Source organism: Paractinoplanes bogorensis, assembly GCF_018829635.1.
Lineage (GTDB): Bacteria > Actinomycetota > Actinomycetes > Mycobacteriales > Micromonosporaceae > Actinoplanes > Actinoplanes bogorensis.
The window spans coordinates 42103-53885 of sequence record NZ_JAHKKG010000001.1; the positions used below are offsets into that span (position 1 = coordinate 42103).

At 68.8% G+C, this 11783-nt stretch carries 13 protein-coding genes; 5 read left to right on the top strand and 8 right to left on the bottom strand.

Annotation, left to right across the window (positions count from 1 at the left end; all coding sequences use genetic code 11):
- Positions 1 to 10: 10 nt before the first annotated feature.
- Complete coding sequence (locus tag KOI35_RS00230; RefSeq protein ID WP_215783932.1) at positions 11 to 967, top strand: DUF5937 family protein; 957 nt, start codon at positions 11 to 13, stop codon at positions 965 to 967.
- Here KOI35_RS00230 and KOI35_RS00235 read toward each other — a convergent pair.
- The gene (locus KOI35_RS00235; RefSeq protein ID WP_215783933.1) at positions 956 to 1216 is read right to left on the bottom strand and encodes a hypothetical protein; all 261 of its coding nucleotides are present in this window, start codon (positions 1214 to 1216) and stop codon (positions 956 to 958) included. The two genes, KOI35_RS00230 and KOI35_RS00235, sit on opposite strands and share 12 nt — an antisense overlap.
- A 1045-nt stretch (positions 1217 to 2261) precedes the next feature.
- Positions 2262 to 2675, bottom strand: a complete 414-nt coding sequence (locus KOI35_RS00240; RefSeq protein WP_215783934.1) for a MerR family transcriptional regulator — start codon at positions 2673 to 2675, stop codon at positions 2262 to 2264.
- Positions 2676 to 2758: 83 nt separating this feature from the next.
- Here KOI35_RS00240 and KOI35_RS00245 point away from each other — a divergent pair, with 83 nt between their 5' ends.
- Positions 2759 to 3616: an SDR family NAD(P)-dependent oxidoreductase gene (locus tag KOI35_RS00245; protein WP_215783935.1), complete on the top strand. Its 858-nt coding sequence runs from the start codon at positions 2759 to 2761 to the stop codon at positions 3614 to 3616.
- Here KOI35_RS00245 and KOI35_RS00250 read toward each other — a convergent pair.
- From KOI35_RS00250 to KOI35_RS00260, 3 genes are read right to left on the bottom strand one after another with little or no spacing between them, the layout of a single operon-like run.
- Entirely contained in the window at positions 3613 to 4599 is a 987-nt protein-coding gene (locus KOI35_RS00250) for an aldo/keto reductase (RefSeq protein ID WP_215783936.1), read from the bottom strand. The genes KOI35_RS00245 and KOI35_RS00250 overlap by 4 nt on opposite strands.
- 11 nt (positions 4600 to 4610) lie before the next feature.
- Positions 4611 to 5276 carry an NADPH-dependent F420 reductase gene (locus KOI35_RS00255; RefSeq protein ID WP_215783937.1) on the bottom strand — a complete coding sequence of 222 codons (666 nt, stop codon included), beginning with the start codon at positions 5274 to 5276 and terminating at the stop codon, positions 4611 to 4613.
- 35 nt (positions 5277 to 5311) lie between these two features.
- Positions 5312 to 6301: an aldo/keto reductase gene (locus KOI35_RS00260; RefSeq protein WP_308120690.1), complete on the bottom strand. Its 990-nt coding sequence runs from the start codon at positions 6299 to 6301 to the stop codon at positions 5312 to 5314.
- Between the two features lie 189 nt (positions 6302 to 6490).
- On the opposite strand from KOI35_RS00260, the gene KOI35_RS00265 reads away from it, so the two are divergent.
- A complete protein-coding gene (locus KOI35_RS00265; protein ID WP_215783938.1) occupies positions 6491 to 7666 on the top strand; it encodes an MFS transporter in 1176 nt (391 codons plus the stop codon).
- Here the strand turns inward: KOI35_RS00265 and KOI35_RS00270 are convergent.
- The 3 genes from KOI35_RS00270 to KOI35_RS00280 form a co-directional block, all read right to left on the bottom strand.
- On the bottom strand, positions 7661 to 9046 hold the full coding sequence (locus tag KOI35_RS00270) for an MFS transporter (protein ID WP_215783939.1): 1386 nt from the start codon (positions 9044 to 9046) through the stop codon (positions 7661 to 7663). The genes KOI35_RS00265 and KOI35_RS00270 overlap by 6 nt on opposite strands.
- Positions 9043 to 10029 (bottom strand): aldo/keto reductase, encoded by a 987-nt coding sequence (locus KOI35_RS00275; protein WP_215783940.1) that lies wholly within the window; start codon positions 10027 to 10029, stop codon positions 9043 to 9045. The genes KOI35_RS00270 and KOI35_RS00275 overlap by 4 nt, the downstream gene beginning before the upstream one ends.
- A 66-nt stretch (positions 10030 to 10095) precedes the next feature.
- A complete protein-coding gene (locus KOI35_RS00280) occupies positions 10096 to 10956 on the bottom strand; it encodes a helix-turn-helix transcriptional regulator (protein WP_215783941.1) in 861 nt (286 codons plus the stop codon).
- A 101-nt stretch (positions 10957 to 11057) separates the two neighbouring features.
- Here KOI35_RS00280 and KOI35_RS00285 point away from each other — a divergent pair, with 101 nt between their 5' ends.
- Positions 11058 to 11438, top strand: a complete 381-nt coding sequence (locus KOI35_RS00285) for a DUF2255 family protein (RefSeq protein WP_215783942.1) — start codon at positions 11058 to 11060, stop codon at positions 11436 to 11438.
- A gap of 9 nt (positions 11439 to 11447) precedes the next feature.
- Complete coding sequence (locus KOI35_RS00290; protein ID WP_215783943.1) at positions 11448 to 11783, top strand: carboxymuconolactone decarboxylase family protein; 336 nt, start codon at positions 11448 to 11450, stop codon at positions 11781 to 11783.

The window sequence follows — 11783 nt, forward strand, 5'->3', positions numbered from 1 at the left end:
GGAGCCGACCTTGGTCTCGATCGCCCTCTCGGCCGCGTCCGCCACCAAGATCCGGTTCGCTGTCTCCTGCTTGTGGGAGACCCTTTCCGGCGTACGCCTCCTGAACGCTCCCGGCGTCCCCGCGATCTACCGCCGGTGGGCTTCCGGCGTGGCCCTACCCGCTGACACTCTGCTGGCGGCCCTGGTCGCCCCGGCCGGCGCCTACACCCCCGATTTCCTGACACCGCCCCCGGCCGGTCTCTCCGCCGACCTCGACCTCGAGCTGGCGGCGTTGCGGGCCACCGCACCGGCCACCGTCCGCGAACACCTGGGCTACATGCCGGCCTTGTCCCCGTTGCTCGACGCCCTGCACCGTGACCCGGCGGCCGGCCTGGCCCGCCTGTCCGACGAGATCAAGGCCTATTGGTCCACCGCCGTGGCTCCCGATTGGCCGCGCATGCACGCTTTGCTGGCCGCCGAGATCCAACGCCAGGCCAACCGTCTGGCCACCGAGGGAGCCGCCGCCGTCCTGTCCGACCTGCATCCCCAGGTGAAATGGCAAAACGGAATCCTGACCATCAACCAGCCCCACTGCACAGCCCCCGACGTCCCCGCAGGCGCCGGCGTGATCCTGATCCCGTCGATCTTCGCGTGGCCGGCCGTGCTGACCGTCTCGGCCGGCCCGATGCCCCAGTTGGCCTACCCGCCGCCCGGCGTGGCCACGCTGTGGGAGCCGGCCACCACCCCGTCCGAGGCCCTCACCACGCTGCTGGGCCGCGGCCGGGCCCGCCTGCTGCTCGAGCTGACGTCGCCGCTGTCCACAACCGACCTGGCCCACCGAACCGGCATCACGCCCGGCGGCATCTCCCACCACCTGGCCACCTTGAGAGCGACCGGCCTGGTCACCACGCACCGAGCCGGGCGCCGCCTCCTGAACACCCGAACCCCGCTGGCCGAGTCGCTGCTGACCGCCGCCTCATCCGGGTAACCGTTCCCAGCCGAGCCGGTGCCAGCTCTCGGCCCCACAGAACCAGGCACCCGTCGCCGCTGAACAGCGATAGGTTCCCATCCACCCGTACGGCTTCACGACCACATCGACGGCGCGGGCCGGATCCTGCTCGCACAACCGCGAGTACCACCCGCCGTAGAAGTCCAGCAGCAGGCACGTCGGAGCCAGGTCGTTATTCGGTGACGGTGTTTGCGGCTTGACCGGGTCCGCACCCAGGAAGAAGTTCATCGCGAGGTGAAGCGGGTCCTGGCCGCCGTTCCACAGGTGCCCCCAGGGGCTCCGGGTTGCAGCCCGCCGGCCCACGGGGTGCCCCGCCCACCCGCGACGCCGAACATCTGCCGCGCGCCTTCCTCGGCGCGACGGGCCGTGGTGTCCAGTAGACGATCATGGCATTGAGGTCGAACGGCACGTCGTGGCCCCGCATGGCATCAGGCTTGGGCGGCGGTTCCGGCGGATGCTCCCGGTCGGCGACCGCGTTCCACGCCCGGCGCAGGAAGCCGATGCGGGGATCCTGGCGGTACGAATCTTCGCGCAGAGCACGTGGCTTCCCCGCGGCGCGATCGCTCTCCGCCGGATACACACACGCTTCGCGGCGCTCGCTGGTCCAGCGCAGGGCACGGTAGCCGTAGTGCATCCAGGTCGCCTCGGCGTCATAGAAGCCGGGATCGATGCCTTATCAGCTGGTCGGCCGGCGTGGTGGGAAGCCCGCAGCGCGCCCGAAGCCCCCTCCCGCCGTTCCGCACCGGTGATCTGCTCATCAGCGACCGCCGCCGCCCCCGGTGGCAGATACCTCACGGGCCATCGGCACAACCGAAACCGCCGAACGCCATCCACCACTAGGTGATAGCCACCTTTCGTACGCGTGAATCTGCCGGTTCGCGAGGAGCAGCCCGGGTGCCCGCCACCTGAGTGCGATCCGCCACGCCTGTGGCCGTGCCCTTGGTATTCCGGCGATGCCCACAGCCCCGATGCCCGTCCTCATGCTGAAGCTGTTCCAGAGCAACTCATGTAAACGTGAGGCAGGCCGAAGTCGAAGCCGCCCCAGCGCAACTCACGTAAACGTGAGGCGAGGCGAAGCCGAAGCCGTCCACCCAGCGCGAGGCGAGTCGGATGGGGGATCCGGGGGGCTTGCCCCCACGGCGTGGGGTCTGGGGCTCGGGCCCCAGGAACAGAACGAGCGACCACGGTCCGCGCTTTCCGCGGACAGGGTCGCTCCCGAGCTCGTGCCCCCGGCCGGATACATCCCAAACCTGCTCCCCATCGGGTCGGCTGGCTATCGCGGCTGAGATGCCCGTCTAGTGGATGCTGGCCTGGGCGGGAATTCCTGCGCAGGGGCGCAGTGGAGCTCTGGTGAGCGGGCGATGGCGACCATCTCCTCGAGTCGTTTGATTGCCGTGGACAAGCCGGCCAGGCGCTGCGCCAGTACCTCGCGTCGGGCCAGGAGTTCGGCGACGAGTTCTTCCGATGATTCACCGGCGGCTACGGCGTTCAGAATCGGTCTGATCTCGTTGCTGACCAGGCCGGCCCCGAGCAGTTGCTGGATGAGGTCGACGCGGTCCAGTGTCTCCTGCGGGTACTCGCGCTGCCTTCCGGGTGTCCGCTCAGCCTCGATCAACCCGTTGGCCTCGTAGTGGCGCAGCGAGCGAGGGCTCACCCCGGTCGCCGCGGACAGTTCGCCGATCTTCATTCGACAACTCCTTGCACTTGACATGCATGTCAAGTTTTTGCCTTGACAGGCAGGCATCCGCAACCCACTCCACGAGGAACGACATGCCGACTTCAGGCCAGCTCGCCATCGTCACCGGCGCATCCAGCGGTATCGGTCATGCCACCGCTGTGGCCCTCGCCCGCCACGGATACCACGTCCTCGCCGGTGTCCGGCGGCCCGCTGACGTGGACTTCGGGGGACAGCCGGGGATCGAGGTCGTCCGGCTGGACATCACGAACGACGACGATGTCCGCGCCGTCGCCGAACGGGTCGGGGACGGCTCCCGGTACGCCCGCATCGCTCTGGTGAACAACGCCGGTGTGAGCTCGAACTCGCCGGTCGAGCTGCTGCCGCTCGCGGGTTGGCGCGACCAGCTCGAGGTCAACCTGCTCGGACACATACGGATGATCACTGCGCTGCTCCCGGCTCTGACCGAGTCCGAGGCGGGACGCATTGTCAACGTCTCCTCCGCGGCGACGCTGGTGACCAGCCCGACCACGGGCGCTTACGCCGCCGCCAAGGCGGGCCTCGAGAAGGTCAGCGACGCCCTGCGCCGGGAACTCGTCGCGACCCGGACGAAGGTCGTCGTCGTGCAGCCCGGCGCGGTCAAGACCGGCGGATGGGAGAAAGCCATGAATTCGCACGGGCCGGAACTCACCCCAGCCCAGCACGGCCGATACGACGACCTCACCGCAGCCGTCGACCGGACCGCACAACGCTTCGCCGACGGCGGATCCGACGTCGCGGTGGCCGTCCGGACCATCGTCCGAGCCGTCGAGTCCCCCCGCCCGCGAACCCACTGCCGGATCGGCACGGACGCGAAGTTGATGCGCCTCATCAGCGGTGTGCTCCCGCCGAGCGCTCAAGACCGGTTGGTCGGCGTGCTGGCCGGTACGCGTGGAATTCGCCCCGCCGACTAGCGACCTGCCAGCGACATGTGGTGTTCGTTGTAGCGGTCGCCGTGCACACCTACCTCGGATACGAGGTTGCCGAGGATGGCGAGCTCGTCGGCCGACAGCGGCACCGTGGTGGCGGCGACGTTCTCGTCGATCCGGGACAAGCGCCGGGTTCCGGGAATCGGCGTGATCCACGGGTGCTGGGCGAGCAGCCACGCCAGCGCGATCTGGCCCGCCGTCGCACCCTTCGCCTCGGCCAGATGGTTGACCTGATCGACCAGCGCCATGTTGGCGGCCCGGTTCTCGTCGTCGAACCGCGGGATGGTTCTGCGGACGTCGTCTGCCGCAAACGCTGTGCCGGAATCGACGGTGCCGGTGAGGAAACCCCGGCCGAGGGGGCTGAACGGGACGAACCCGATGCCGAGCTCGGCGCAGGTGGGCAGGACGGACGGTTCCGGGTCGCGGGTCCACAGCGAGTACTCGCTCTGGACCGCGGTCACCGGGTGGACGGCGTGCGCGCGGCGGATGGTATCGGCGGCCGCTTCGGAGAGACCGAAGTGCCGGACCTTTCCAGCCTGGATCAGGTCCGCGACGGCACCGGCCACGTCCTTGATCGGTACGGCGGGGTCGACGCGGTGCTGGTAGAACAGGTCGATCCGGTCGGTCCGGAGTCTGCGCAGTGAGGCATCCGCGACCTGCGTGATGTGTTCGGGGCGGCTGTCGAGTCCTACCGACTTGCCGTCCTCGATGCGCCACCCGAACTTCGTGGCGATGACCACGTCGTCGCGCACTTGTGCGAGAGCGTCGCCGAGAAGTTCCTCGTTGACGTACGGTCCGTAGACCTCGGCGGTGTCGAAGAACGTGACACCGCGTTCAACCGCGCCGCGCAAGACACCGATCATGGCGTCGCGATCGCCGGGGTTGGGGCCGTAGCCCGCGGACATTCCCATGACGCCCAGGCCGATGGCCGAGACGGTCAGCCCCTGGCCAAGAGTTCGAGTGTGCATCGGTGCTCCTATCAGGCGGCGCGGACGACGTTGATGGTGAAGTTGAAGTCGCCGAAGGCGCCGACCAGGTCGAAGTAGAGGCGGGAGTACATCTCGGTACCGCGGGCGGTCGTGATGCCGCCGAGGTCGATGATCGCGTCCTGCGGCCAGCCGAACTCGCCCAGCAGCTCGCTGACGGTCTTCTTGGCCGCAGCGTCCTCACCAGCGACGAAGACGCTGTGCGGGCCGGGTATCCGGGCTGGGTCGATCATGATCTCGAAGTACATGGTGTGCAGCGACTTGACGACCCGGGCGCCCGGGAAGGCGCGCTGAATCCGCTCGCCGAGGCTGTCGTCGGCGGCGATCAGCAGCGTGGGCGGCAGCCCCTGGGAGAGGTCGAGCGGGATGGCGAGGTCGAGGAGCACCTTGCCGTCGAGGTTGTCGGCGCCGACGGCGTCCAGCGCGGCCAGGGAGCTGGCGCCGGCGGAGGCGTTGATCACCAGTTCGCCGAAGGCGCCCGCCTGGGCGAAGGGCAGCAGTCCGACGTCGGGATGCGCCTGCTGCCACTCCTGGAAATCGCTTCTACCGGCGGTGGCGTCGGCGTCCCGGGTGCCGACGACGACGTCGTGGCCGAGCCGGGCGAGCCGACCCGCCAGTCCGCGTCCGACCATGCCGGTACCGATGACTGCGATCTTCATGGGGGTTTCCTGTCCGTGTGAGTGAGATGCGGAGGTCACCAGGCGTACGCCTGCGGGGCTGCGCCGCCGGGGCCGGGCCAGATCTCGTCGAGCCGGGCCAGCGTCTGCGGGGTCAGCGAGATCGTCAGAGCACGTAAGGTGCCAGTGATCTGGTCGGCGGTACGCGGGCCGGTGATGGTGGCGGTCACGGCTGGTTGGTGGAGCAGCCAGGCCATGGCGACGTCGGCGGGTTGCTCGCCCAGCTCGCGGCAGAGCGCTTCGTACGCCTCGAGTTGGGCGCGTTTTCCCTCGATCTGTCGCTGGATGCGCTCGGAGGCCCGGCGCCCCTTGCTCGCCTTGTCGAGCGCCCCGCCGAGCAGGCCGCCCGCCAGCGGGCTGTAGGGGATCAGCCCGAGGCCGAAATGCCGGGCGGCGGGGATGACTTCCAGCTCGATCATGCGGGCGTTGAGGTTGTAGACGCTCTGTTCGCTGATCAGGCCGAGGAAGTGCCGGGCTGCGGCGTTGTTCTGGGCGGTGGCGATGTCCCACCCGGCGAAGTTGCTGCTCCCGACGTACAGGATCTTGCCTTCGCGGACGAGCTGTTCCATTGCCTGCCAGATCTCGTCCCAAGGGGTGCTGCGGTCGATGTGGTGCATCTCGTAGAGGTCGATGTGGTCGGTCTTCAGCCGCCGCAGGCTGTCCTCGCAGGCCCGGCGAATGTGGTAGGCGGACAGGCCGCGGTCGTTGGGGCCGGTGCCCATCGGCTGGTAGACCTTGGTGGCCAGGACGATCTGGTCGCGGCGTCCGGTGTCCTGGGACAGCCAGTCCCCGATGAATTCCTCGGAGATGCCGTAGCCCTGTTTCATGTCCGGCGATTGCGGGCCGCCGTAGACGTCAGCGGTGTCGATGAAGTTGATCCCGGCGTCCAGTGCCGCATCCAGGATGCTGACGCTGTCGGGCTGGTCGGTTTCCATGCCGAAGTTCATGGTGCCCAGCGCGATCCGGCTGACTTTCAGGCCGCTGCGGCCGAGGTTTCGGTACTCCACGATCCGTCCTTGCCATGAGCTGATGACGCCACTCAGCGTAGGCACGTCGAGGCCCGGTCTGGGATGTGCTGTCAGTACACCTGAAACCAGCAAATCCTTGCTGGGGAACCGTCGTGCTTGTATGAACGCATGGTTTCCCCTGGTCCGCGCGGACCGTCCACGTCACTCTCAGCGACTGAGAACGGCACCATGCGGCGAACCATGACGCCGGGACTGACCGTCCTGTTCGCGGCGGCGGCCGGGGCGGCCGTCGGCAATCTGTACTGGGCGCAGCCGCTGCTCGACCTGATCGCCGCTGACCTGCACGCCTCGCACACCGTTGCGGGCTGGCTGATCACCGCCACCCAGCTCGGCTACGCCGCAGGAATCCTGCTGATCGTGCCGCTCGGCGACGTCGTCGACCGGCGTCGCCTGATCCCCGTGATGATGTCGTGCGCCGCCGCGGCGCTCGTGGTTTGTGCGGTGTCGCCGTCGATCGGTGTGCTGCTGGCCGCCATCACGGTGCTCGGGCTCACCACCGTGGCCGGGCAGATCCTCACGCCTCTGGCCGGGGATCTGGCCGACGACGCCCACCGCGGCCGGACCGTCGGAACCGTCGCCTCCGGCATCCTCATCGGGATTCTGAGCTCCCGTACGATCAGCGGTCTGGTCGCCCAGGTCGCCGGCTGGCGCGCGATCTACCTGGCCGCGGCGGTGCTGACGCTGACGATGGGCCTGCTGCTTGCCCGGGCCCTCCCCACGCTGGCGCCCAAGACCCGGATGACGTACCCCGCTCTGATCGCATCGGTGTTCCGGGTGATCGCGCGGCAGCGCGCGGTGCGATGGACGCTGGTACTGGCGTCCACCGGGTTCGCCGCCTTCACGATGTTCTGGACCGCGCTCACCTTCCTGCTCAGCGGGCCGCCGTTCCACTACCCGGTCTCGATCATCGGTCTCTTCGGCCTGGCCGGTCTGGCCGGCGCGTTCGGCGCCCAGCGCGCCGGGCGGCTGCACGACCGTGGCTGGTCCCTGCCCGCGACCGGTATCGGCTGGGGCGTGGTCCTCATCGCGTTCGTCTTGCTGAGGTTCGCGGGGCACTCCGTGCCGCTGCTGATCGTTGCCATCATCATGCTCGATGTGGCGATCCAGGGCGTGGCGATCCTCAACCAGACCCGCCTGTTCGCCCTGTCGTCCGAAGCTCGCAGCCGGCTCAACACCGCGTACGTCACGAGCAACTTCCTCGGTGGGGCCGCCGGGTCGGCCGCCGCCACGGTGCTGTGGTCGGCCGGCGGCTGGACCGCCGTCACGGCAGCGGGGACCGCGTTGAGCCTGTTCGCGTTGCTGGTCTGGGTGATCGGCCGCCGTGGCCCGCTGCGCCCGTCATGAACGGGCGGCCGGTGCCGTGCGGATTCCCAGGCTGATGGCGGCGGTGACGAGTAACAGCGCCGCGGCGATGATGAGGCTGGTTCGCATCCCGTCGAGGAAGTTCGCCGAGGTTGCGAGCAGGGAGCCGAACACGGCGATGGCGACTGCTCCGCCGACCTGGCGGAAGGTGTTGTAGACCGCGCTGGCCGTGCCGGCCCGGTCGGGTTCGATGCCGTTGAGGACGACTCCGGTGACCGGTGGCATGGCCAGGGCGCCACCGCCGCCGATCGGGATGATGCACAGGGCGACCAGCAGGGGCGATCTCAGCTGGACGGTCACGAGGAGAGCAGCGAGCCCGGCCACCATGGCCAGTTGGCCGGTGAGGATCGGGATCCGGGGGCTGAATCTGTTGGTGATCCGGCCGCTGGCCAGGTTGCCGATGATCGCGAAGACGCCGGCCGGAACGTACATCAGGCCGGTGTGCAGCGGCGACAACCCGAGATCCTGCTGCAGGAACAGACTGGTGGTGAAGACGTTGGCGTAGTTGCCGACCATGAACGCGAACCCGACGGACAGCGAGATCCGGAAGCTTGCCGAGGAGAACAGCGTCAGCGGCATCATCGGGTGCGCGACGCGGGCCTGGACGATCAGGAAGGCGGCGAGGGCGAGCACGGCGGCGGTCAGAGTGCCGACGACAGCGGGGTTGGCGTATCCGAGATGGCCGCCCTCGATGAGGCCGAAGATCAGGCTGGCGAGCGCGACGATCGCCAGGACCTGGCCGGGCCAGTCGAACGGCACCGGGCGCTGCGGTGAGCGCGCGACCGTGCACAGGAACAGCGCCATGCCGATGCCGACCGGCAGGTTGATGATGAACACCCAGCGCCAGTCGATGGTCGTGAGCAGGCCACCCAGCGGCTGGCCGATCAGCGCGGCGACGGCCCCGCCGACCGCCCACACGCTCAGCGCCCGCGCCCGGCGGCGCGGATCGGGGTACGCCTCGCGGATCAGCGCCATCGACGCCGGGAGCATCACCGCCGCGCCGACGCCCTGCAGGCACCGGGCCGCGATCAGCATGCCGATGCCCGGCGCGAACGCGCATCCGGCCGACGCCACGGTGAACATGGCCACGCCCAGCCCGAGAGCGCGTTTGGCGCCGATCCGGTCGGCGAGGCTGCCCGCGGAGATCAGCAGACTGGCGAACACCAGCGTGTACCCGTCGATCGTCCACTGCTGACCGGTGGTGCCGCCGCCGAGATCCCGGGTGATGTCCGGCAGGGAGACGTTGACGATCGAGATGTCGAGGGTCATCAGGAAGAACCCCAGCGACCCGATCGTCAGGACGGTACGCGCGTGCGGTGCGTCAGCGGTCGTCGTCGGGGCTGCCGTCGTATCGACGCTCACAGGCCGGTCTGCCGTTCGAGGTGGTCGGGATAGCGGGCGCCCTTGATCTCGATCTTCCCTGCGGCGTCATCGATCTCGGCGAGATCCGAACTGGAGAGGCTGAGGTCGGCGGCGCCGAGGTTCTCCTCCAGGCGGGTCAGACGCCGGGTTCCGGGGATAGGGACGATCCACGGCTGCTGGGCCAGCAGCCAGGCCAGGGCGATCTGGGCCGGGGTGGCGTTCCTGCGGTCCGCGACCCGGCCGATCAGATCGACGAGATCCTGGTTGGCCTGCCGGTTGGCCTCGTCGAAGCGCGGGATGCTGGTCCGGATGTCGCCGGGCGTGAACGTCGTGCTGCTGTCGATCGTGCCGGTGAGGAAGCCCTTGCCGAGCGGGCTGAATGGCACGAACCCGATCCCCAGCTCGGCCAGGGTGGGCAGCACGGAATCCTCCTGCGTGCGCAGCCACAGGGAGTACTCGCTCTGCACGGCGGTGACGGGCTGGACCGCGTGGGCGCGGCGGATCGTGCCTGCGGCGGCCTCGGACATGCCGAAGTGGCGGACCTTGCCTGCCTCGATCAGCTCCTTCACCGTGCCGGCGACGTCCTCGATCGGGACGTCCGGGTCGACCCGGTGCTGGTAGTACAAGCCGATGGTGTCCAAGTCGAGCCGACGCAATGACCCCTCGACCGCTCGCCGGATCACATCGGGTCGGCTGGAGGTGCCGTATGACCTGCCGTCGCGCAGATCATGGCCGAACTTGGTGGCGATGACGACCTGGTCCCTGACCGGAGCAAGCGCCTTACCGACGAGTTCTTCATTGACGTACGGGCCATACACCTCGGCGGTGTCGAAGAAGGTGACGCCTCGGTCGACGGCGTCGCGCAACAGTGTGATCATGGCCTGCTCGTCGCCAGGGTTCGGGCCGTAGCTCTGGCTCATCCCCATGCAGCCGAGTCCGATGGCGGAGACTTCAAGACCTTGCCCGAGCGTACGCAATCTCATGCTTTATCCCTTTCGAAGGGCAGGGTGGAGCCGGCATTGGCCGGTGAGAGCGAGCGGCGAGCTTTGTCAGCGAGGAGTGGGGCTGTTCTGGGTTGCCGACCAGCTGGCCAGCATGCGCAGCCCGTCAGCCGACGGGCTGCCCGGCTCGGCGGTGAAGACCAGCATGGTCAGGCCCGGCTCGCCCGGCATCTCGAGCGACTCGTACGTCAAATGCAGCTCCCCCACCACCGGGTGACGGAAATGCTTCGCCCCGGTGCTGTGCAGCCGCACGTCGTGCGCGGCCCACCGGGTCCGGAACGCGTCGCTACGCGTCGACAGCTCGCCGACCAGGTCGGACAGCCCCTTGTCGTACGGATCCCGGCCGGCCTCGGTCCGCAACAACGCCACGGTCTCGTCCAAGGCGCGGTCCCAATCGAACCAGAAGTCCCTGGCCCGCGGGTCGAGGAAATTGAACCGGGCCGTATTGGCCGGTTTGACCGGGCTGTCGAACGCGGGCGCGTACAGCGCGCGGGCGAGCGCATTCGCGACCAGGATGTCGAGACGACCGTTGCGCACATACGCCGGAACCTCGGTCATCCCGTCGAGCATGTACTGGACGCTCGGCCGCAACGCCGTGCCCGGCGACCGGCGGCGGCGTTGCGTGGCCGGGCCACCGGCGCGGGCCAGATCGTACAGGTGGGACCGCTCGGCCTCGTCGAGCTGCAACGCCCGCGCGAGGGCGTCCAGGACGCTGTCGGACGCACCGGACAGGTTGCCGCGCTCCAGCTGCGCGTAATACTCGATGCTCACCCCGGCCAGCTCGGCGACCTCACCGCGGCGCAACCCGGGCACCTTGCGCCGCCCGCGTTCCGGCAGTCCGGCCTGCGCCGGGCTGATCTTCGCTCGGCGCGAGCTGAGAAACGTACGGATCTCGTCGCGGTTGTCCACCCACTCAGCGTAGGCAGAGCACGGGCCTTGTTGGGATGTGCTGTCAGTACACCTGAAAGCAGCAACTCCCAGGCAGCGGACCCGCAGGCTTCTATTGACCCATGGCCGCATGGGACACCGCCGACTTCACCCTGATCAGCTCCGCCGATGAACTGCGCATCACCTCAGCGGCGCCCGACGGACAGCTCCGGACGCCGGTGCCGATCTGGGTGGTTGCGCACAACGGCGCGCTGTTTGTCCGGTCCGCACGCGGCGTCTCCGCCCGCTGGTATCGAGGGATCCGGGAACGACACGAGGGACACATCGACGCGGCCGGCATCGGCGCCGAGGTCTTCGTGGCTGACATCGCCGCTGACGACGCCGTCCAGGAGCAGGTGGACGCCGCCTACCGCAAGAAGTACGGCCGCTACGGGGCCTCCTACATCGCCATGATGCTCGCCCCGCAAGCACGCGCCGCGACCCTCGCCGTCACCCCTCGTTGAGGAGAACTCATGAGTCAGAAAGAACCGTCGGGCGCCGAGAAGATGTTCGGCGACTTCGCTCCGGCGCTCGTGCACTACACCGATGACGTGCTGTTCGGCGAGATCTGGGAACGCAAGGAACTCGCCGCCCGCGACCGCAGTCTGGTAACCGTGGCCGCCCTGCTCACCAGCGGAAGCACTGAGCAGCTCGTCTTTCACCTCGCGTACGCCAAGCAGAACGGTGTGACCGAGACCGAGCTGATCGAGGCCATCACCCATCTCGCGTTCTACTCCGGATGGCCCAAGGCCATGTCCGCCATGGCGGTCGCCAAGCAGGTGTTCAGCCCCACGACCAAGGAGAACTGA